General features: G+C 64.8%; 19 protein-coding genes. 3 read left to right on the top strand and 16 right to left on the bottom strand.

The window, feature by feature from the left end; genetic code table 11:
• Nucleotides 1-11: 11 nt before the first annotated feature.
• The 10 genes from AC3A35_RS17845 to AC3A35_RS17800 all read right to left on the bottom strand — a co-directional run bounded on the left by AC3A35_RS17845 (nt 12) and on the right by AC3A35_RS17800 (nt 11,641).
• Nucleotides 12-1,157 carry a TIGR03088 family PEP-CTERM/XrtA system glycosyltransferase gene (locus AC3A35_RS17845; RefSeq protein ID WP_487437702.1) on the bottom strand — a complete coding sequence of 382 codons (1,146 nt, stop codon included), beginning with the start codon at nt 1,155-1,157 and terminating at the stop codon, nt 12-14.
• Nucleotides 1,158-1,177: 20 nt separating this feature from the next.
• On the bottom strand, nt 1,178-2,704 hold the full coding sequence (gene xrtA, locus AC3A35_RS17840; protein ID WP_487437542.1) for an exosortase A: 1,527 nt from the start codon (nt 2,702-2,704) through the stop codon (nt 1,178-1,180).
• Between the two features lie 30 nt (nt 2,705-2,734).
• Nucleotides 2,735-3,784, bottom strand: coding sequence for a FemAB family XrtA/PEP-CTERM system-associated protein (locus AC3A35_RS17835; protein WP_487437541.1), 1,050 nt, complete (start codon nt 3,782-3,784; stop codon nt 2,735-2,737).
• A gap of 18 nt (nt 3,785-3,802) precedes the next feature.
• Entirely contained in the window at nt 3,803-4,651 is an 849-nt protein-coding gene (locus AC3A35_RS17830; protein ID WP_487437540.1) for an XrtA system polysaccharide deacetylase, read from the bottom strand.
• Between the two features lie 11 nt (nt 4,652-4,662).
• Nucleotides 4,663-5,832, bottom strand: a complete 1,170-nt coding sequence (gene wecB / locus AC3A35_RS17825) for a non-hydrolyzing UDP-N-acetylglucosamine 2-epimerase (RefSeq protein WP_487437539.1) — start codon at nt 5,830-5,832, stop codon at nt 4,663-4,665.
• Nucleotides 5,829-6,890: an XrtA/PEP-CTERM system-associated ATPase gene (locus AC3A35_RS17820; RefSeq protein WP_487437538.1), complete on the bottom strand. Its 1,062-nt coding sequence runs from the start codon at nt 6,888-6,890 to the stop codon at nt 5,829-5,831. The genes wecB and AC3A35_RS17820 overlap by 4 nt, the downstream gene beginning before the upstream one ends.
• Before the next feature lie 11 nt (nt 6,891-6,901).
• Nucleotides 6,902-8,449, bottom strand: coding sequence for a TIGR03016 family PEP-CTERM system-associated outer membrane protein (locus AC3A35_RS17815; RefSeq protein ID WP_487437537.1), 1,548 nt, complete (start codon nt 8,447-8,449; stop codon nt 6,902-6,904).
• Nucleotides 8,418-9,377 (bottom strand): XrtA-associated tyrosine autokinase, encoded by a 960-nt coding sequence (locus AC3A35_RS17810; RefSeq protein ID WP_487437536.1) that lies wholly within the window; start codon nt 9,375-9,377, stop codon nt 8,418-8,420. Before AC3A35_RS17810 ends, AC3A35_RS17815 begins: the two co-directional genes overlap by 32 nt.
• A gap of 12 nt (nt 9,378-9,389) precedes the next feature.
• A complete protein-coding gene (locus tag AC3A35_RS17805) occupies nt 9,390-10,934 on the bottom strand; it encodes an XrtA system polysaccharide chain length determinant (RefSeq protein ID WP_487437535.1) in 1,545 nt (514 codons plus the stop codon).
• 77 nt (nt 10,935-11,011) lie between these two features.
• Nucleotides 11,012-11,641, bottom strand: coding sequence for an XrtA/PEP-CTERM system exopolysaccharide export protein (locus AC3A35_RS17800; RefSeq protein ID WP_487437534.1), 630 nt, complete (start codon nt 11,639-11,641; stop codon nt 11,012-11,014).
• A gap of 537 nt (nt 11,642-12,178) precedes the next feature.
• Between AC3A35_RS17800 and AC3A35_RS17795 the strand changes: the two genes are divergently transcribed.
• Nucleotides 12,179-13,594 (top strand): MBL fold metallo-hydrolase, encoded by a 1,416-nt coding sequence (locus tag AC3A35_RS17795; RefSeq protein WP_487437533.1) that lies wholly within the window; start codon nt 12,179-12,181, stop codon nt 13,592-13,594.
• A 33-nt stretch (nt 13,595-13,627) separates the two neighbouring features.
• Here the strand turns inward: AC3A35_RS17795 and AC3A35_RS17790 are convergent, their stop codons facing one another.
• On the bottom strand, nt 13,628-14,515 hold the full coding sequence (locus tag AC3A35_RS17790; RefSeq protein WP_487437532.1) for a pirin family protein: 888 nt from the start codon (nt 14,513-14,515) through the stop codon (nt 13,628-13,630).
• Nucleotides 14,516-14,560: 45 nt separating this feature from the next.
• The gene (locus AC3A35_RS17785) at nt 14,561-15,160 is read right to left on the bottom strand and encodes an FMN-dependent NADH-azoreductase (RefSeq protein WP_487437531.1); all 600 of its coding nucleotides are present in this window, start codon (nt 15,158-15,160) and stop codon (nt 14,561-14,563) included.
• A 93-nt stretch (nt 15,161-15,253) separates the two neighbouring features.
• Here AC3A35_RS17785 and AC3A35_RS17780 point away from each other — a divergent pair, with 93 nt between their 5' ends.
• Nucleotides 15,254-16,177, top strand: coding sequence for a LysR family transcriptional regulator (locus AC3A35_RS17780; protein ID WP_487437530.1), 924 nt, complete (start codon nt 15,254-15,256; stop codon nt 16,175-16,177).
• A 97-nt stretch (nt 16,178-16,274) separates the two neighbouring features.
• Complete coding sequence (locus AC3A35_RS17775; protein ID WP_487437529.1) at nt 16,275-16,772, top strand: disulfide bond formation protein B; 498 nt, start codon at nt 16,275-16,277, stop codon at nt 16,770-16,772.
• 20 nt (nt 16,773-16,792) lie between these two features.
• Here AC3A35_RS17775 and AC3A35_RS17770 read toward each other — a convergent pair whose 3' ends face one another.
• The 4 genes from AC3A35_RS17770 to AC3A35_RS17755 all read right to left on the bottom strand — a co-directional run bounded on the left by AC3A35_RS17770 (nt 16,793) and on the right by AC3A35_RS17755 (nt 21,707).
• Nucleotides 16,793-17,101, bottom strand: a complete 309-nt coding sequence (locus tag AC3A35_RS17770; protein WP_487437528.1) for a PilZ domain-containing protein — start codon at nt 17,099-17,101, stop codon at nt 16,793-16,795.
• A 93-nt stretch (nt 17,102-17,194) separates the two neighbouring features.
• Nucleotides 17,195-17,410 (bottom strand): YgaP family membrane protein, encoded by a 216-nt coding sequence (locus tag AC3A35_RS17765; protein WP_487437527.1) that lies wholly within the window; start codon nt 17,408-17,410, stop codon nt 17,195-17,197.
• Entirely contained in the window at nt 17,407-20,652 is a 3,246-nt protein-coding gene (locus AC3A35_RS17760) for an efflux RND transporter permease subunit (RefSeq protein ID WP_487437526.1), read from the bottom strand. The genes AC3A35_RS17765 and AC3A35_RS17760 overlap by 4 nt, the downstream gene beginning before the upstream one ends.
• Nucleotides 20,653-20,666: 14 nt before the next feature.
• Nucleotides 20,667-21,707, bottom strand: a complete 1,041-nt coding sequence (locus tag AC3A35_RS17755; protein ID WP_487437525.1) for an efflux RND transporter periplasmic adaptor subunit — start codon at nt 21,705-21,707, stop codon at nt 20,667-20,669.
• Between the last annotated feature and the right edge of the window lie 101 nt (nt 21,708-21,808).

Below are 21,808 nucleotides of genomic sequence, written 5' to 3'. Positions count from 1 at the left end.
AAGATCCTATGTCAGGCGGTGAGGCGCGAAGGCGCGGTCGCGCCGAGCAGGTCACGGTATACCGAAGCGTAACGGTCAACCATGCCGTCGAGGCTGAAACCGGCTTCCACCCGATGCCGACCTGCCCTGCCATGCGCTTTGCGCATTGCAACATTTTCGGCATAAATGCGCAACGCATCGGCGAGTGCCGCGGGACTCCCGGCCGGTACCAGCGTGCCGGTTTGCCCCGCCACGACCAGTTCCGAATTGCCGCCCACATCGGTCACGAGCGCAGGCAGGCCGCTGGCCATCGCTTCGAGGATGGTGTTGGAGATACCTTCCGCCTTCGACGGCAGCACGAAGATGTCCAGCGCCTGCATCACCTCGGGCACGTCGTGGCGCTCACCGGCGAGCCAGACGAACTCGCCGATGCCGGCCTCGCGGATCTCGGCTTCGAGCGCCCCGCGCAGCGGGCCCTCACCGGCAATCACCAGACGCAGCGCGGCAGTGGCCGGACCGCCCTGCTGCCGCGCCAGCGCAAATGCGCGGACCAGATTGAGCTGGTCCTTCACCGCCTGCAGGCGTCCGACAGTTCCGGCAAGCACGAACCCGCAGGCATTGAAGGGCGATCCGGCCAGCATTGCCCGCCCATCGGCCGCAGCCTGGAAACGCACGGTATCGACACCATTGCAAATCCGTTCGATGCGCGCCGGCGCGATGCCGACCCGGTCGACCAGATAGGACTCGATATGCTCCGAGAGCGCCACGTACTTGCTGACGAAAGGGCTGTAGATGCGGCGCATCAACTGGAACTTGCGCCTGGAGCCAGTCGGGTCCGATACATCCCAGCCATGCTCGCCATGGATGCATACCGGCACGCCCGCGGCGCGGGCAGGCACGACCGCCTCGAGCGCCGCCAGGTTGCGGGTGTGGACGACGGCCGGGCGATGCTCGCGAAACAGGCGATAGAGTTGCGGATAGACCTTGAGGCCATGACCGGGGGTCTTGTACAGCGAAATGAAATCGACGTCGGCACGCGTTACCCGGCGCAGGAAACCCGGCCTGCATTCGGTGAGAGCAACGACCGCGTGGCGGAATCGGTCCGCCGGCATGCGGTTGATCAGATTCACCACGCCGTTTTCCAGCCCGCCGACACTGAAGCTGTAGACGACATGCATCACGAGCGGGCGGCTGGAGCTCACGGTGCGGCCTCGGCGGTCTGCAGCATCGCGCTGATGGCGGCCCCGTAGTCACGGACAAAGCCCTCGGCAACGGCCTCGCCGGACAGCTCCAGCTCGCGCGTCGGCACCACGATGACGATCACTGCCGAATCGTCCGCGCGGCCCATGATCCGGTCCATGGCAAGCAGCCCCTTGGCAATGAAATCGCTGTTCACGACACGGCCGTTGATCCAGTACCAGCTCCACAGCTCCATGCGCTGTTCGCCTCGACGCAGGGCGGCATTGCGCACGGGACCGACCGGCAGGTGGTCCTCCCGGGTGCCGGTGCGCGCCCAGCCCGACCCTTCCCGGCCATCCAGACTGTTGCCGTGCATGACCAGTTCGGCCCCCTTGCGCTGCTCGGCGTAGTACGCAACGTAAAGGCCAACAGTGGCGCCGTCGTCCCGTCGATAGGTCTGGAATACCTCGCCGCGATGGCCCTTGAAGGCCGGGCGGTAGGTGTTCGCCTCGTCGCCTTGAAGCGTCCACCCGGGTTGCGCCGGCGGCGCCTCGAGTGCAACCGTAAAGGGAACGACCGGGCCTTGAAGCTGGGCAAGCATCAGCGGGAAGAACGCAACCGCGACGCCGACGGCGGCCAGCGCCAGCCATCCAGCCGGCTTGGCAGGAGCGGGATGCTCCCCTGCCGTCGTCCTTGCCGGGACCGCCTCATGCCAGCGGCTGCCGATCCAGAACATCAGCAGAATGACGACCCCGAAGAAGACCCAGCCGTAAACGATGTGGATGAAGCCTTCGACGAATTCCGACCCGAAGTGATAGCCGACCCGGACCGTAATGTAGGCACGGATCCAGTTGGCGACGATGGGAACGAGCAGTGCGACCAGCATGAACAACAGCCGGCGCTTGAGACTGACATAGTTCAGATACGCGTAAAGCGAACCGATCATCAGCGACGCCACCAGGTAGCGCAGCCCGCTGCAGGCTTCGACCACCGACCAGCGTCCGTTCGGAATGACGAAGTAGAGCCCTTCCTGATATACCGGGATGCCGGTCGCACGCAACGCGATCACGGTGAAGTCCGCCGTGTAGCTCATCAGCACGGGAAGCAGGAACTCGCCGATCGGAACCCCGAAAAACAGGAAGAGCAGGGGAAATGCGAGCACCCGTGCGGCTTGTCTGCCCAGCACGGCGACGAAGCTGGCAACGAGGATCACGGCCAGCGAGAAATGTGCGGGGCCCGAAGCGCTGATCAGCTCCGAGCCGAGCCACGCCACGCCCGCAAGCACGATCGCAACCAGGACCGCCGGCGCAGCGGCCGGACGACACTGGTCCAGCGCCTCGCGCTTTTGCCACACCAGCCACGCAAAGATCGGAAAGACCACCAGGCCGTGGGCAAAAGTATCGGACTTCCACCAGATGCCGGCGATCTCTACGGCAGTCTCCCAGTACCAGCCGACCACCCAGGCGAAGACCCCGAGCAGGAGTCCGACGATCGTCCAGAAACGAGCGAGGGGGCCACCGGATCCCTTCACTTCAGCGTGCGACATCGGTTCTCCGGGCGTTGGCATGTTCCAGGCTCATCCCAGGTTGCGCACGATGTGCGGCCCGATGGCGTTGGCGACGCTTACCGGCAGACGTTGCCACAGCGCGATGAAGAGCCGGTACTTTGGATTCGTCGGATTGTTCTGCGGAATGCCGTCGCGCTTGTACAGGCGATATTCGTAAGACAGGGGTTGCGGCTCAAAACCCCAGTTTTTCTTGAAGCTCCACGGGCCGGTGCCGATCTTGCTGCGACCGTAATCGAACAGTCTGCAGCCACGTTCGCAGGCGCGGCGCATGAGCTCCCAGTACTTGAAGTCGTTGGCGGCAAAATGACGGGCAGCAACATCGTCGCCGGCGTAGTAGGGCAGGACTTCGTCGCGAAAATAGAAGCTCAGCACACTGGACAACACCTTGCCCGCGCCATCGGTGACGGTGAGGACCTCGCAGTTGTCGCCGAATGTGCTCTTGAGGCGCTGAAAAAAGCGCTTGGGCAGCGCCGGCGTCCCGTGCCGCAACACGTTGTCGGCATAGAGCGCGAAGAACCGGTCGACGTCGGCGTCGATGTGGCTGATCAACCCGTTCTTGATGCCCTTGCGCACCATGGCCCGCTGCTTGCGCGGAATGGCGAGCATGTTGTCCTCGACCTCGGGCAGGATGGCCTTGCGGAAGGTGACGTAGAGTTCCTGCCGCGGCCAGTCGGCGTGGCGGACGTGAAGATTGCGGTATTCGAGGTGCTGCACGCCGAGCCTGCGCGCGAGGGTCTCGGCTTCGGCCTCGAGCGCGGCGACGGCCTCGGCTTCCGCTTCGACGTCTGCAGCGATGCCCCCATAGACACAGAAGGGCAGCGAGGTGAGCGCATGACCGAACAAACGACTCCGCACTTCGGCCAGCGGCAATATCGCGACAATTTCACCGGCGCGCTCGGCATAGAGAAAGAAGCTGCGGTGGCGGAAAATCTGCTCGGTGATGCCCTGCCAGGCTGCGAGGTGAAAGAAGGTGGCCTGCGGGCAGGCATGCACGAACGCATCCCAGCGCGGCACATCCGGCGGGCTCAGGGTTTTGACGATCAAGGGCAGACGGTCCATGGTGTGCGGTCGGCCTGCTCAGACGGACTTGCGGAAAACGTGGTCTGCCCTGCCCCAGCTGAAGTCGGCCAGCAAGCGCTTGAGCCGGTGCTCGGTGCGACCGAGATTCACATAGTGGCGGAAGCGGGTCTTGGCGGAAGCCGCGGCCACCCGCGGCTGTCCGGGATCGATCTCCCACGGATGGAAATAGAAGATCGCGGGGCGCTGGTCGTCGCGATTGACCTTGGCGATCTGCCAGCGCGATACCACATAGGGCAGCAGACGGAAGTAGCCGCCCCCGCCTGCCGGCCAGTTGCGTCCGAGCCAGCGCATGGTGGTGACCGGGATTTCCATCAGCCCGGAGCCGAGCAGATAGGGAAAACGCGGGGCATCGGGGATGCCGTAATGGTCATGTTTGACCGGGTAGACGCTGGAACTGTAAACGTAGCCCGCCTCGGCGATGGTGTCGTGGGCCCACAGGTTACCCAGGCCGATGGAGAAGCTCGGCGCGCGATAACCGGTGACCGCATTCCCGGCGATGTCTTCGAGTACCGCCTTGGCGCGCGAAATGTCGGCAAGAAAGGCCGCCGGCGTCATCGCGCTGGCGCGCTCGTGACTGTAACCGTGGCTGGCCACTTCGTGACCGCCCTCGGCAATCCGGCGCACCAGTTGAGGGTAACGTTCGGCCACCCAGCCGAGGATGAAGAAGGTTGCCTTGGCGCCGCGTTGATCCAGCAGCCCGAGGATGAGCTCGACGTTGCGTTCGACCCGGCACGGCACCGACTCCCAATCCTTGCGCGGAAAATGCTGCGCCAGCGCCGAGACCTGGAAATAGTCTTCGACGTCGATGGTCAGGGCGTTGATGAGGGGTGTGGTCGGGGTCTTCATCTGCAACGGACTCAAGCCGACGCCGTCGACGCGGCCTCGCGGGATTCGAGCCAGCCCGACAAATGGCTGGCGATGCGTTCGGCAGTGTGGCCGTCCCAGTACTCGGGGATGCGACCGGCCTTGCCGCCATCGGCGAGGATGGCGTCGGCCGCGGCGACGAGCGCCCCGGGATCGGTTCCGACCAGGGTGTTGGTACCCTGTTCGATCGTGATCGGGCGCTCGGTGTTGTCGCGGATGGTGAGGCAGGGTACGCCGAGTGCGGTAGTTTCTTCCTGGATGCCGCCCGAGTCGGTGAGCATCATCGAGGCGCCGGACATGAGCCCGAGCATCTCGAGGTAGCCCTGCGGCGGCAGCAGGATGAAGCCCGGCGTGTCGATCCGGTCGAGCATGCCGAAGCGCTCGAGATTGTTGCGGGTACGCGGATGAAGGGCGACGATCAGCGGCAGCTTGCGGCTGATCTGGCGCAGCGCATCGACGATCGGGCCGAGGGTTACGGCCTGGTCGACGTTGGACGGCCGATGCAGGGTGACGACGCCGTAGCCGCCGGCGATCCGCACCGGGTCGACGCCGGCCGCGGCGAGCAGTTCGGCCGGCGGAACCGCCTTGGGAAGACTGGCGCGCAGGCTGTCGATCATGACGTTGCCCACGAACACGACCCGCTCCTCGGCAATGCCCTCGCGCGCCAGATTGGCGTGGGCACTGCGCTCGGTGGTGTAGAGCAGGTCGGAGATCTGGTCGGTGAGGATTCGGTTGATCTCTTCGGGCATGCGCCGGTCGTTGCTGCGCAGGCCGGATTCGACGTGAATCACCGGGATGTTGCGCTTGACCGCGACCAGGGCACAGGCCAGGGTAGAATTGACGTCGCCCACCACCAGCACGGCACGCGCCCCGTACTGGTCGATGACGGGCTCGAAGCGCTTCATCACCTCGGCGGTCTGCACCGCATGCGAGCCGGATCCGACCGCAAGATTGACGTCGGGCTCGGGCAGCTCCAGGTCGATGAACAGGCGGTCCTTCATCGCCGGGTCGTAATGCTGACCGGTGTGTACCAGCAGCGTATGCAGCGCCGGTCGATGCGCGGCAAAGGCGCGGATGATGGGCGCCACTTTCATGTAGTTGGGACGCGCGCCCACCACGCAGATGATGGGGGCGGGAGCGACAGCGGGAGCCGCGGTGCTCATGCCTGGGGATCTCCGTCTGCGGGATCTCGACGCACCGCCTGCAGCAACTGGTTGAGGATGTCGTGGGTGGCCGCGACCGATTGCTCGAGCCCGACCAGCCGGGCTTCGAGACGCTGGATATCGGTACTGGCGGTCAGGCTGGCAGCGCGGGCGACGAGCCCGTCACTGACCCGCAGGCGATCGAGCGCCAGGGTGGACATATCCAGCGCGCGGCCTCCACCCTCCGCGACGTGCTTGCGCGGGGTGGCGAACTCCTCCTTGAGTTCGTCGATCACCTCGCGCACATCCTGCTCGCCGATGGTGTGACGTTCGACCAGGAATGCCCCCAGCAGCAGGCGGTCGCACAAGGTGTTGATGCGACGCGGAATGCCGCCGGTGTAGCCGTAGATGACACCGAAGGCCGCCGGATCGAAGAGGGGGTCGTCCGCCCATCCGACATGATGCAGACGGTGCTCGATGTAGGAGCGGGTTTCTTCCGAATCGAGTGGACCGAGGTGATAGGACGCAATCACGCGCTGACGCAGTTGCTGCATCTCGGCGCTTTGCATGATGTCGCGAAACTCGGGCTGGCCGACGAGGAAGCTCTGCAGCAGGGCGTGATCTTCGAGCTGGAAATTGGACAGCATGCGCAGCTCTTCGACGGCGGCGGGGGTCAGATTCTGCGCTTCGTCGACGATCAGCAGCGCACGCTTGCCCGAGGCTGCGGTTTGCACCAGGAAGGTTTCGAGCGCGAGCAGAAGTCCGGCCTTGTCAATCGCGCGGCTCGGCAGGCCGAAAGACGTCGCCACCATGCGCAGAATGTCGCTGGCGTCGATCTGGGTGCTGACCAGATTGGCGGCCACCACTTTCTCCGGATCGAGATGCTCGAGCAGGCTGCGCACGATGGTGGTCTTGCCCGCCCCGATCTCGCCGGTGATGACGATGAAGCCCTCGCTCTGATGCAAACCGTATTCGAGATAGGCCATCGCCCGGCGGTGACCGCGACTGCCGAAGAAAAAGGCAGGATCGGGATTGAGCTGGAACGGCTTGCTACGGAGCTTGAAATAGGTTTCGTACATCAGCGCGTCGATCAGAAAGTAATGCCGAGATTGGCCATGAGTGCATTCTCGGTAAAATCGGCTGACGCACCGCCGGCATCGGAGCGCTGGTAACGATAGGTCAGGCCGGCCCTGGTTTTGGGACCGAGCGTCTTGCTGAGGCCGACCGTGGCCATGAGTCGCCGGGTGTCGAGATCGGTACCGGCATCCCCCTGGGAACGCGACCGCGTCACTGCGCTGGTGAGCGACGACGTGCCGCTGAGCTTGTGACTGAAGGACACGGTTGCCGACGTGGTCTTGATCGTGTCGGACAACGCGAAGTCATCGTCCGCCGACAGGCCAGTCAGGGAGCTCAGGCGCGAGCGATCCGACTGCTGGGCCGAGAACGACAGCGTGTTGCGCACACCGATCAGCGTGACCCCGGCACGGAAGGTTTTCGACAACAGCTGCGCGTTGGTGACAACGTTCCCCGAGCCACCGGTTGCCGGATAGCCCAGCAAGAGCCGCACGAACGCTTCGCGCTGTGCATTGTCGGGAATCAACGCAACCAGGATGGGATCATTGAAGAAAGTCAGGAACTGGGGATCCTGAAAGATACTGCCGCCGAACGCCTGTGCCGACGACGAGAAGTCCTTCACATAGGACACATCCCAGGTCGAGCGCGCCGCCCGATGCTTGAAACTGAAGTTGTAACCGGTGCCGAACATGCGCTCTTCCGCGGTTCCGGAAATGCTCGTACGCGTCGACGGATACCAGTCGAAGCCGCCGCCGTAGATGCTGCCGCTGTCACCCTGGCTGGAGGCATAGTCGTTCGACTCGTAACCACCGATCGCCCGCAGGCGAAACTGCCGGGTCACATTGATGAACAGGGTTGCGCGCCCGATTTCCTCGGCGACATTGCGGTTGGCCGAATCGTCGTACTCGGTTTCGGTGCGGCTGAGGTCGAGCCCCCAGCCAAACACCCGGGTCGCCACCGGACTGCTCACCTGCGCACCCCATCGCTCCAGGCGCTGATTGCCGACCGACGACCCACCGGAATCGAGCCAGCGCGACAAATAGCTCACCGAGCCCTGGGTAGTCGGGCCGAGGCGGAACTCCAGCCGGGGACCGATCGACCAGCTGCGGGTTTCGTTGTCCGCGTCGGTGTTCAGGTCGTCATTGGCGCTGCGCCCGGTGAAGGCGGAGAGATTGTCGCGGCTGATCCTGGCATCGAAGTCGACAAAAAACAGATTCTCGACCGCTTCGATCTCGCCCGCCCCCTGCAATGCGAGGAAGGAGGTGTTTCGGTCGGTATCGTTGGCATGGCCGATATTTCGCAGCTGTGCATTAAGCTGACCACTTACCCGGCCGCTCTTGCGTGAGACATCGATGCGCGGCGAGAGCTCGGCGATCCAGTCGGACTCCTTCTCGCTGGATGCGCCAACGTTGTCGGTCCAGGTCAACCGGGTCTCCACCGACGGCGTCACGACGACGGTTTGCGCGACGGCGCCGCCTGCTCCGATCGCGCCGACTGCAAGCGCCAGCAGGCGCAGCGCGCCCACCGGCCGTTCAGGCCGCTTCCGGTCGCGCTTCTGAGCCATAGCCGTACCCGTATCCGTATCCGTAATAGGAACCGACGCCGTGGCCCCGCGATTTGTTCAATACCATCAGCTTGACCGGACAACTTTCGATCGTAGCCAGGGCCTGCTTGATCGTGCCGTGCGTGGTGCTCTCGGCCTCGACCACGACCACGACCTGTCCCATATGGGTCGCCAGCACGCGTGCTTCGGTCGTCACCAGCAGTGGTGGAGAGTCGAACACGACGATCCGGTCGGCATAGCGGTTGGCGATCTGCTCGAGCAGCCGGTTCATCGATTCCGATGCGAGCATTTCGGTCGCGCGCGAATGTGGCATGCCGGCCGGCAGGATCGAGAGCTTTTCGATATTGGTCCGCAGCAGCACGTCGCCCAGATCGGAAACCTCGCCCGACAGGACATCCATCAGCCCACGCTCGGGAGGCAATCCCAGGCGATTGAGCACCGAGGGACGGGACACGTCGGCATCGACCAGCAGCACGGTGTAGTCGAGCTCCATCGCCATGCTGACCGCAAGGTTGATGGCGGTGAACGACTTGCCTTCGCCCGGCATCGCGCTGGTGACCATGATCAGGCTGCCGTTCGCGATTGCCGCCGGTCCGCTCGCGGTCGCGTTTTGCAGCAGCGGACGCTTGACCAGGCGGAACTCTTCGGCGATGGCCGAGCGCGGCAAATCGGGCGTCACCATGCCGAGCTGAGCCAGGCGCGGCAGATCGATATGAATACTGCGCGACACTTGCGGATTGGGCACCGGAACCGGACCGGACTCGGGAATCGAGGACGAGGTCCGCCCCAGCCCCAGCCCCGACATCGACTCGACAACGGCTTCCGGTACGGGCGACTTCACGGGCGTTGAAGCGTTGACCGCCTGCTGGTCTCCTGCGGCGTGTTTGAGCGCATCAAGACGTTGTACTGCTTTTTCGATCAGACTCATCGGGCTCTCTGCCTATCCCTGAATGAAGTTCAGAACCACGGTTGCCACTGCCATCACGCCGACGAATGCCGCCAACCCGCCGCCGAAGGCGAACAGGCCGCGCAACCGTGCCCGGCGCCGCTCCGGGGTCGCCAGCATGGAAACGACCCCCAGCACCGGCAGACCGGTCACCTCGCGCAAGGTGCGACCATCGGAGAACGACGGCTTGAGCTGGCTGATCAGGAAAGTCAGCGCGAGGCCTGCCGCCAGCCCCGCCAGCCCGGCGATCGGCATCAGCAGCAGGCGGTTGGGCGCCGACGGCTTGACCGGCAGGCTGGGCGGGTCGATCAGACGGAACTCGGCCATGCCTCCCTGGGTGTCCATCTCGACCGCGATATTGGCCGATTCGCGGCGTGCCACCAGGCTGTCGTAGTTGGTCTTGTGCACTGCGTAGTCGCGATTGAGCTGGGTCATCTCGGTCTCCAGCTGGGGCAGCATCTTGGCTGCGGCCTGGAGCTGTTCCGAACGTGACTCGTATTCGCCAACCCGCGCACGGAGCGAAGCCACGCGGGCCTCGGACTCGGCGAGCGACAGTTTCATCTGCTGGAACACGGGGTTGGAGTTGAGTTCACCGAACTGACCGGGACCCGCCTTGCGTCGAACCTCGATCTCGGCGAGCTTTTGCTTCTCGAGCTGCTCGATGACGCGACGCGCGCCGATCACGTCGGGATGCTGATCGGTATAGCGCTGCATCATGTCGTCGAGATTGCGCTTGAGGGCGTCGATGCGGCCGTCGATCTCGGGGATGGAGACGGAGGAGGCATTGGGCGTGTGCGGCAGCAGGACCGGCTCTTCACCCACCAGTTGGCGCTGCATGACATCGCGGGAGTCCTCCGCCTCGCGCAGCTCCAGCCGCGCCTGCGCGAGTTGCTGGTTGATCTGCGCAATCTGGGTGACATAGTCGCGAGCGCCGTCGCCGAGCAGGGCCATGTTCTTGAGACGGAACTCCTTGAGCCGGTTTTCGGCCTCGACCAGTTTCTGCTCGTAATTCTTGATCTGCTCTTCGATGAAGCGCCGCGCCGAGCTTGAATCCTGACTCTTGCCGCCAAGACCGGACTCGACGAACAAGGACACCAGCGACTGGACGATGCGCTGCGCGCGCTCCGGGCGTTCGTCCGAATAGGCCAGGGTAAACAGATTGTCGCGGCCGGTACCACGAATCCGAAGCCCTGTGCTCAGGGTCGCGATCAAGGCTTCGCGCTGCACCGGGTTCTTCACGCCCAGATCGAGATCGGCCATGGTGATCAGCTTCTCGACGTTCGGACGGCTGATCAGGGTGCGGCTGAGGATGGCGATCTGCTGGTTGACGTTGGGCTGAACGGCCAGACCCGACATCAGCGGGCGCAGGATCGACTGCGTATCGACATACACGCGCGCCGTTGATTCATACTTGTCGGGTATCTGGTAGATCACCACGCCGCCAAGAATGCCGACTATCCAGGCGAGGGCCAGTCCCCACCAGCGGAAGCGCCACATGCCGCGCAGGTAGCCGATGATCTGTCTTACGAGTTCTTCCATGGGTCAGTCTTGGTCACGTTCGCACCCTGCCGGCCCGACGGGGCGGCAGGCGAGGCTGGGTAAATGGAAAGGAGCGATCAGAACCAGCTCTCCGGAATGATCAGGACGTCGCCCGGACGCATTTCCACGTTGGCGGAGACGTCGCCCTCCTTGATCAGATCCTTGATGCGCACGCTGTACTGCTTGTTGCCTTCGCCGGTACGCAGGATGGTGGCGCTGTTGCCATCGGCAAACTCGGTGATGCCGCCCACTGCGATCATGACGTCAAGCAGGGTCATCTTCTGTTTGTAGGCAAGGACCTGCGGTGTTCCCGCCTCGCCGACGACCCGGATCTGCTCGCTGTAGGGGCCGACGAAGCCGGTCACGATGACGGTGACGACCGGCTCGCGAATGAACTTGGCCAGTTCCTTTTCGATATCGCGCGCCAGGGTGGTGGCATCCTTGCCCATCGCGGGGAGATCTTCCACCAGCGGGGTAGTGATCTTGCCGTCCGGACGGACAGGTACCGACATCGACAGTTCTGGGTTGCGCCAAACCACGATATTGACCGTGTCGCCAGCACCGATCACGTAACTGTACTCGGCATCGGCCGCCGCCATCGGCGCGGGCGGAAACGAAGAAGCACACCCCCCGAGCAGCCCCGCAACCAGCACCAGCGCCAGAACACGACGGATCGCTGCCGGAACGATCGAAAATTGTTTACTCATGGTCAACACACCCCTGTTTCTGAACGACGCCAATGATACGCCCCGAGAATTGCCTGCATGCTACGAAGATACGATAGACAAGCCAAAGGAACAAATACACATACGCCTGCAGCCACCGGCCACTGGGCCCGGCAGCGTTTTCTTGATTTGTACAAATGCTTTTCACGCGACCCGCATGCCCGAATCCGGACCACGGTGTCGAACTCCGCCAGAATGAGCGTCGAAAAATGACGTTGGAGATATTCTGTTCCCCGATACCTTTCCCCCTCCACGCGCGCCCTGTCATCGAGAGTAATGCGTCGGGACATCACGAGCGCGCCATCCCCCGGTCAGGCAGGACGTCAGTTTGCCATGTTCGGCAGTGGATATCACATACGCCCTAGCAAAGAGTTTCAATCCGTTGCAGTGGCAGACCGTAAACCGGACGGATTGCCTGTCGTCGCCCACGGGAGCAGATCCGGCGGGGCGGGCCATGGATTACCTCCGCCTGCCGCCACACTCTTTACGGTTGATGACATTGGCAATTAAACTGCCACCATGAACCCAAACATCATTCATCACGGCGCCTTCAATGGCGTTACCGGCTCCTGTCACCAACTGTTCATCGACGACCGGCACAGCCTGCTGATCGATTGCGGATTGTTTCAGGGCGCGGAAACGGCACCCGACGGCCAGGCGGGCGCCAATCGACTGGATATCGGGTTTGCGGTAGATAAGGTGCAGGCGCTGGTGGCCACCCATGTCCACATCGATCACGTCGGGCGCATTCCATGGTTGCTGGCGGCCGGGTTCAAGGGCCCGATACTGTGCAGCGAACCGTCGGCAAAGCTGCTGCCGGTGGTGCTGGCCGATGCCTTCGCGCTGGGCGTGAGCCGCGACCGGCAGCTGGTCGAACGCTACCTGAAGCTGCTCGAGTCACGCATCCGCCCGCTGCCGTGGCGCACCTGGCACACCGTGTTCGACGGCCCTGGCGGAAGCTGCCGCGTCCGCCTGCAGCGGGCCGGCCACATCCTCGGTTCGGCCTACGTCGAATGCGAGCTCACGACGCCCGACGGCAAACATCGTCGGGTGCTGTTTTCGGGAGATCTCGGTGCGCCGCACGCGCCGCTGCTTCCGGCGCCGCGCCCGCCATGGCAGGCCGACCTCGTGGTGCTGGAGAGCACCTACGGCGACCGCATCCACGAGAACCGCAGCACGCGGCGCAAGCGCCTGCAGGCGGTCATCGAACATGCGCTGGGAAACGGCGGCACCGTCATCATTCCCGCGTTCAGCATCGGCCGTACGCAGGAGCTGCTCTACGAGTTCGAGGACATCCTGCACCGGCAACGGCTAAAACCGGGCCCGCACGCCGCGCGCTGGGCAAAGCTGCCGATCATCCTCGATTCCCCGCTGGCCGGACGCTTCACCCAACTTTACCGCGAGCTGCAACCCTTCTGGGACGCCGAGGCGCTGGCCCGCGTGCGTGCAGGGCGCAAGCCCCTCTCCTTCGATCAGCTGCTGGCAATCGACGAACACGAGGCACATGTCGCCAATGTGCGTCGCTTGTCACGCAGTGGCGAACCGGCCGTGGTGATCGCCGCGAGCGGCATGTGCACCGGCGGACGGGTGGTGAACTATCTCAAGGCGATGCTTCACGACCCGCGCCACGACGTGCTGTTCGTTGGCTATCAGGCCCGTGGCACGCCGGGTCACGCCATTCAGACCTACGGCCCGCGCGGAGGATATGTCGACCTGGACGGCGAACGCATCGGGATCGGCGCCGCCATCCACACGCTGCCGGGCTATTCCGCCCATGCCGACCAGAACGATCTGGTGCGTTTCGTTACCCGCATGCGCCACCTCCCGGCCGAGGTACGGCTGATCCACGGCGACGATGAGGCCAGACGCGCGCTTGGCGCGCGTCTGGCCCGGGAAACGGACGGCGCGGTGCAAATACTCAACGCCGGCGACTGAATTCCGGCCATGGTGCATGTGCGCCGTCGATGCTCATGCTTCGAGCCGGCCCTCGCGGAAATCGCTCAAGGCCTGATAGATCTCCTGCTCCGAGTTCATGACGAACGGCCCGTATTGCGCGATCGGTTCGTTCAACGGACGGCCCGCAATCAGCAGCACGCGTGACGCTTCTGCCGCCTCGACCACGACCCCGTCGCTGCCCGACGCATTGCCCAGGATCGCCATGCGCTGAACCGGAACCGACTGCTCGCCGATCCTGACTTCGCCGCGATACACATAAACGAAGGCGTTGTGCCCTTCCGGCAGCGCCTGCGCAAAGCGTGCGCCGGCCGGCAGATGCAGGTCGAGATAGAGCGGCGCGGTGGCGTCACGGCTGACCGCTCCAGCCACGCCATGACTGGCACCGGCGATCACGGTGACGTCCACGCCTTCCGCGGTGGTGAAGCGCGGCAAGTCATCGGCGGCGAAGTCGCGGTACCAGGGCGCGCTCAGCTTGTCGCGGGCAGGCAGGTTCAGCCATAGCTGGAAGCCTTCCATCACCCCGTTCTCCTGCTGCGGAATCTCGGAATGAACCACGCCGCGGCCGGCCGTCATCCACTGCACGCCGCCGTTTTCGAGCAAACCCTCGTGGCCGGCGCTGTCACGGTGCAGCATGCGGCCGGCGATCATGTAGGTAATGGTTTCGAAGCCGCGGTGCGGATGATCGGGGAAGCCGGCGATGTAGTCGTCGGGATTGTCGCTGCCGAAGGCGTCGAGCATCAGAAACGGATCGAGCCTGCGCTGCAGCGGCTGGGTGAGGACCCGGGTGAGCTTCACCCCGGCACCGTCCGAAGTCGGACGGCCGGCAACCAGACGCTCCACGGTCCTCGGCTGGATGACGATCTCGGGTTGCAGTTGGCGCTCAAGTGTCGAGGTGTTCATGCCTGATCTCCTGTCGAAGGGGTGGCCCGAGGCCACCCGTAAAATTCAGCCCAATGCGACTGCGATGTCGTTGGCGGCCTCGGCCAGTGCCTGCTCGGCCGCTTCCGCACCCATCGCAAAACCCTCGGCATAGATGAAATGCACATCGGTCATGCCGAGGAAGCCGAGAACGGCTTTCAGATGGGGAACCTGCGAGTCGAGCTCGGTACCCCGATAACGACCGCCGCGGGCCAGCGCCACATAGACCTTCTTGCCCTTCACCAGCCCCTCGGGGCCGTTCGCGGTATAGCGGAAGGTTACTCCGGCACGCGCCACTGCATCGATCCACGCCTTGAGTTGCACCGGGATGCCGAAGTTGTACATCGGCACGCCGAGCACCACCACATCGGCACTCTGCAGCTCGGCGATCAGTGCGTCGTCGAGGGCGACTCGCGCGGCCTGTTCCGGGTTGCGCTGGTCTGCGGGGGTGAACAGCGCGCCGAGTGCGGCCTCGTCGAGGACCGGATGCGGGGTTTTCGCCAGATCGCGCACAATCAGGGCGGCATCCGGATTGGTGGCTTGCAGGCGGGCGACGATGGTGTTGGCGATACGGGTGGAATTGGCACCTTCGCTGCGGGCGCTGGCATTGATCTGAAGGATGTTCATGATGTGCTCCTGTGGGGTCGGTTTCGATGACCACACTCTATATCTGCACAATCATGTTGATAAGACGCTATATCGAGTAACATTATTCCAACCATGGAACAATATGACGCCAACGATCTGCTGATCTTCGCCCGGGTGGCCGAACTGGGCAGTTTCAGCCGTGCCGCGGAACGGATCGGACTGCCGAAATCCACCGTTTCGCGTCGTATCGGCGTGCTCGAGGAAGGCCTCGGCGAGCGCCTGATGATCCGCACCACACGCAGGCTGCAGCTCACCGAATTCGGCGAGGTGCTGCTCGAGCATGCGCGCCAGGTGGTGGCCGAGGTCGAGGCGGTCTCGGCGCTTGCCGAATACCGTCAGGAACGCCCGAGCGGCCGCCTGCGGGTGTCGATGCCGAGCGATTTCGCCAACCTGCTGCTGGTCGATACCCTGGCCGCCTTCGTCGCCATGCACCCGGCGATCTCGCTCGAGCTGGACCTGTCGCCGCGGCGGGTGGACCTGCTCGGCGAGAAATTCGACATCGCGATCCGAATGGGCGATCTGCCCGACGATGCGCTATTGGCGGCAAGGAAGCTCGCAGTCTTCTCCACCGGTCTCTATGCGGCCCCGGCCTATCTTGCCGAGCGCGGTTCCCCGGCGTCGCCGGACGAACTCTACCGCCACGAGGCCTTGAGATTGCTCGGACGCAACGGCGAGCCGATGAAATGGACTCTGTTGCGCGGCGAGCAGCGCCTGGAACTCGACCCGCCCGGGCGCACCGTGGCGAACTCGCCCGAACTGCTGATCCGGCTGGCGCGGGCGGGCAGCGGCATCACCGCCGTACCCGAATACTTTGCCGCGCCGTGGGTGCGCGATGGCGAGCTCAGGCGAGTGCTGCCCGACTGGTGCCTGCCGTCGAGCGCAGCGTGGGCGGTGTTTCCCGGACGCCGCCTGATGCCGGCCAAGACGCGCGCCTTTCTCGACATGCTGGCCTCGGCCGTGCCACGGCCTTCGATGGCGGACTCTCATCCGCCATGAGCGCGCGGGAACTTTGCCCCTTGCGCGCTTACGAAGCGCCGGGCGGCCTCGATCGCCTACAATCCGGCGCACACGCGCACAACACAGAATCCCGACGATGATCTCCAGACTTCCCGCCCGTCCGCTGCTGTTCGCCCTGTTCGCCATGTGTGCGGGCCTGCTCGGCTTCGGCCTCTACCTTCAACATGTGGGCGGGCTGGAACCGTGTCCGATGTGCATCATGCAGCGCTACGCGCTGGCCGCAGTCGGTATCGTGGCGCTGATTGGTGGACTGCATGCACCCACCGGTTACGGGGTCCGTGTCTACGCTGCCGTGATCGGCTTGCTCGCCCTCACGGGCGGGGGCGTTGCGGTGCGTCAGAGCTGGCTGCAACTCAATCCGCCGGACATTGCCGAGTGCGGCCCCGGGCTGGAATACCTGATGGAAAGCTTTCCGCTGACCCAGTTGCTGCCCATGCTGTTTCGCGGCGCAGGCGACTGCAGCGCGATCGACTGGACCTTCCTGGGGCTGTCGATCGCCAACTGGTCGCTGATCAATTTCACGCTGATTCTTGTATTTGCGGGCTGGCTGCTGCTGCGTCGCGGCGCGCGCTGACCGGCCGCCCGCAGCCTCGGTCATCCGATGACGCGAACGATGCTGCCGCCAATCTCGTAACGTCCATCGCCCAGTGCGTGGCAGCGGACGACCTTGAGCCGGGTCACCAGCGGCGGGCGATCGACCCGGTCGCTCGGCGAGACCACTGCGACCTCGATCACTTCCGACTCACCCGGCACGTAGGCCGCATGCAGGGTCATGCCGCTGACGCTCAGCTCGATGCACTCGGCCGCAATGGCCGTGCCATTTCGCAGCAGGATGGAGGCGGAACAGCCGAGCGGGATGCGTCGATCCAGCCGACGCTCGGGCGGAGAGGCACGATCATTCATGAACAGGTGGCCATTCGGAATGGGAACGCGCCGATTGTAGCCTCTGTCCGGACCGCGATGTGGCGCCGGTCGCCGCCGCCCGTGGCCGGAGACTCAGTACCGGTCCTGGACGCCGAGCTTGCGCAGGATGCTCTCCAGCGGACACAGGCCGGTGAAGCCGCTCTGAAACAGGTTTGCGCCGACGAACACGGTAAACCACAGGAAGTTCGCGTGTACGAACAACGGCGAGGCCTCTACGCCGAGCGCGAGCGAGATCAGGACGAAGGCGCCGGCAAAAATGCGGACGAACTGGTTGGTGGTGAGTTTCATGCGTCGGGCTCCTTGAGTTGGGCGAGACGATTGCGCATCGCCGCGAAATACAGCACCGGGATCACCACCAGGGTGAGCACGGTGGACACGAACACGCCGAAGATCAGGCTCAGCGCGAGGCCGTTGAAGATGGGGTCGTCGAGAATGAAGATCGCGCCGATCATCGCTGCCAGCCCGGTGAGGCCGATCGGCTTGGCGCGCACCGCAGCGGCACGGATCACCGCCTCGGCGAAATCGATCCCTTCGCGCACCTGCTGATTGACGAAATCGACCAGCAGTATGGAGTTGCGCACGATGATGCCGGCGAGCGCGATCATGCCGATCATGGAAGTGGCGGTGAACTGGGCGCCGAACAGCGCATGCCCGGGCATCACCCCGATGATGGTGAGCGGGATCGGCGCCATGATGATCAAGGGCACCAGATAGCTCTTGAACTGCGCCACCACCAGCAGGTAGATCAGGATCAGGCCGACGGCGTAGGCAGCGCCCATGTCGCGGAAGGTTTCGTAGGTGACCTTCCATTCGCCGTCCCATTTGATGCTGTAGCCGGTGTAGGGATCGGCCGGCGCGCGAATGAACCATTCTCCCAGCGTGCCGGCCAGGCCGGGCGCGCCCTCCAGCGTCAAGCCGGCAACCTTGTCGCGGATGTCGAACATGCCGTACAGCGGGGAATCGAGCTTGCCACCCATGTCGCCGGTGACATACACCACCGGCAGCAGGTCCTTGCGATAGATGACCTGCTCGCGCGTGGTCTCTCGCACCTCGACCAGTTCTCCCACCGAGACCAGCTGGCCGCCGCGGGCCCGCACCTTCATCGCCAGCAGGTGCGCCACATCGGACTGCCGGGTGGACGGTAACTGGATGCGCACGGGGATCTCGTACTTGTTGTCGCCGCCATGTACCGGGGTGACGTTCTCGCCGGTCAGTCCGAGGCGCACGACTTCGACGATGTCGGCCTGGGCCACGCCGAGCCGCGCCGCCTTGGCCTGGTCGACGCGCAGCAACAGCTTGGGCGCAGCCTCGTCGATGGTGTCGTCGACGCCGACGATGTCGGCCGTGCTCTCGAATTCGGCGCGCACCCGCCTGGCGACCGCGATCTGGCCGTCGTAGTCCGGGCCGTAGATCTCGGCCACGATCGGCGACAGCACTGGCGGCCCGGGGGGCACTTCCACCACCTTGGCGTTGCCGCCGTTGCGCCGGCCGATCTCCGTCACGGCCTCGCGCACCGAGATCGCGATCTCGTGGCTCTGCCGGCTGCGGTGGGCCTTGTCGACCAGGTTGACCTGGATGTCGCCCAGTTCCGGCGCGCTGCGCAGGTAGTACTGTCGCACCAGGCCATTGAAGTTGATCGGGCTGGCAGTGCCGGCGTAGGCCTGCCAGTCGGTCACCTCCTCCACCGCGGACAGGTGGACGCCAATCTCGCGCAGCACCCGGGCGGTTTCCTCCACCGGGGTGCCGACCGGCATGTCGAGCACCACCTGGAATTCGCTCTTGTTGTCGAACGGCAGCATCTTCATCACCACCAGCTGCACGACCGGCAGCGCCACCGAGACCACGATCAGCACCAGCACCAGCAGCCACAGCTTGAGCCGGGCACGGGCGCCGGTGGTGGCATCGAGCATCGGCGTCATGATCCGGCGGAACAGGCCGTCGAGCTTGCGGGTGAGCTTGTCTTCACCTTCGTGCTGATGCCCATCAGTCGACTTCATCAGCTTTTGCGCCAGCCACGGGGTGACGATGAAGGCCACCGCGAGCGAGATGAACATGCCCATCGAGGCGTTGATCGGAATCGGGCTCATGTAGGGGCCCATCAGTCCGGTGACGAAGGCCATCGGCAGCAGGGCCGCGATCACGGTGAAGGTGGCGAGGATGGTGGGCCCGCCGACTTCGTCCACGGCCTTGGGGATCAGCTGCCACAACGGGGTGTCCGGCTCGAGCGTGTGCCAGCGGTGGATGTTCTCGACCACCACGATGGCGTCGTCGACGAGGATGCCGATCGAGAAGATCAACGCGAACAGGCTGACCCGGTTCAGCGTGAAACCCCAGGCCCAGGAGGCGAACAGGGTGGCCGCTAGAGTCAGGCTGACCGCCACGCCGACGATCACCGCCTCGCGCCGGCCAAGCGCAAAGAACACCAGCGCGACCACCGCCATGGTCGCGAAGGCGAGCTTGCCGATCAGCTTCTGCGCCTTGTCATTGGCAGTTTCGCCGTAGTTGCGGGTGACCGTGACCTCGACCCCGTCGGGCACCAGCGAACCTTGCAGCGCACCGATCCGCGCGATCACCGCCGTCGCCACATCGGCGGCGTTGGCTCCGGGCTTTTTCGAGATCGACAGCGTGACCGCGGGAAACTCGCCGACCTGCGCCGTGCTGGCGGCGGCGCCGGTGCCGAACAGGACGTAGTTCGACGGCTGATCCGGCCCGTCATCGACCCGGGCGACATCGCGCAGGAAGACCGGCTTGCCGTCGATGACGCCGACCACCAGCCGGCGCACATCCTCGGCCGACTCGAGATAGGTGCCGGTCTGCACCAGCACTTCGCGGTTGTCGCTCACCAAGCTGCCGGCGGGCTGCGAGGCATTGGCCAGCTGCAGCGCGGCACGCAGGTCCTGCGCGGTGACGCCGTGGGCGCTCATGCGCTCGGCATCCATCTGCACCTGTACCACGCGTCCCGGGCCACCGATGGTGGCGACGTCGCGCGTACCGGGAATGCGCTTGAGCTCGACCTCGACCGCCCGCGCCACCTGCTGCAATTCGAAGGCCGCACGCTCGGGGTCGGCGGTCCACAAGGTCAGGCTGACGATGGGCACATCGTCGATACCCTTGGGCTTGATCAGCGGCTCGCCGACGCCAAGCTGGGGCGAGAGCCAGTCGCTGTTCGAATGCACCGTGTCGTAGAGGCGCACCAGTGCGGTCTGGTTGGGCACGCCCACTTCGAACTGCACGGTGATCACCGCCATACCCGGACGGGACACCGAATAGACGTGATCCACCCCGCTCATCCGCGACAACACCTGCTCGGCCGGTCGCGCCACCAGCGATTCGACATCGCGTGCCGAGGCGCCGGGAAAGGGCACCAGCACGTTGGCCATGGTGACGTCGATCTGCGGCTCTTCTTCCTTGGGTGTGATCAGGGTGGCGAAGATCCCGGCGAGCAACAGCACGAGCGCAATGAGCGGGGTCAGTGCATTGCGCTGGAAGGCGGCGGCAATCCGGCCGGACAGACCGAGAGGTGCGCTCATGGCGGGCTCCCGGCTCAGCGGCGGCTTGCGCCGCGGGCGACGATGCCGGCCTGAACCGGATCGAGGGCGATTGTCTCGCCGTCATGCAGCCCGGCAAGCACCTCGATCCCGCCTGCGGCATCGGCCGCTTCCCCGAGGCGCACCTGGCGCAGGCTGAAACCACCCGCGTCATCGGCGACATAAACCGCAGTGAGTTCGCCGCGCCGTACCACCGCAGCGCCCGGCACCATCAGACGCGTGCGCTCGGCCGACAGAAAATGCACGCGCGCAAAAGTGCCCGGCACCACCCCTTCGGTACCGGCGGGCAGGTCGACGCGCACTCTTACGGTGTGAGTACGCGCATCGGCGGCGGGTAGCACGGTCACTGCCGCGGCGTCGATCCAGCGTGCAGCATCCGGCAGCTCGACCCTGGCTTTCAGGGCACCGCCGCCCAGCGCGGCGATGCGTTGCTGTGACACATCGGCGACCGCGCGCAGCGCCGCTGGATCATAGATCGTCACCAGCTCCCTGCCGGGCTGGGCCATCTCGCCGGGCTCGACATGGCGTGCAGCCACGACACCCGAGAGCGGTGAAGCAATCCGGGTATAGCCCTGCACCGTGGTGGCCTGCCCACTGCCCGCCTGTGCGGCACGCAGTTGCGCGTCGGCTGCATCCATCGCGGTGCGCGCCTGGTCCAGTGCGGACTGGCTGACGAACTTGCGTTCGAACAGGCTGCGGGTGCGATCGAAGTCGGCCCGCGCCTTGATCCGGTTCGCCTCGGCCTGTGCCACCCCTGCTTGCGCCCCGGCCACGGCCTGAGCCGCTTCGGCCGCGTCGATGCGCAGCACGAGATCGCCCGCGCGCACGCGATCACCCGCATCCACGGTGATGTCGAGCACCCGCCCCGCCACCTGTGCCGCAAGCGTGACCTGCCGGACCGCCTCGATCGTGGCCTCGGCAGGCACGGAAGCGGTGAGCGCACGCGCATCGATGCGCATGGTCGGCACCTCGGCCGCAAGCAGGGACGATGCGCCGAGAAGCAATGCGAGGAGAAAGCTGATCTTGGTTTTCATCATGAATATAAGTATATACTTATACACAAGTGAGTCAAGATGTGCCTGGAAAGCAAGGACCGGCGCAGCGTCCCTGGTTCTGACGCTCGAACACGGCGACCACG

It is taken from the genome of Azoarcus sp. Soil_N_20, assembly GCF_057656155.1.
Note: the sequence above shows the minus strand (reverse complement) of the source record. Positions and strands in the feature narration are given on the sequence as shown.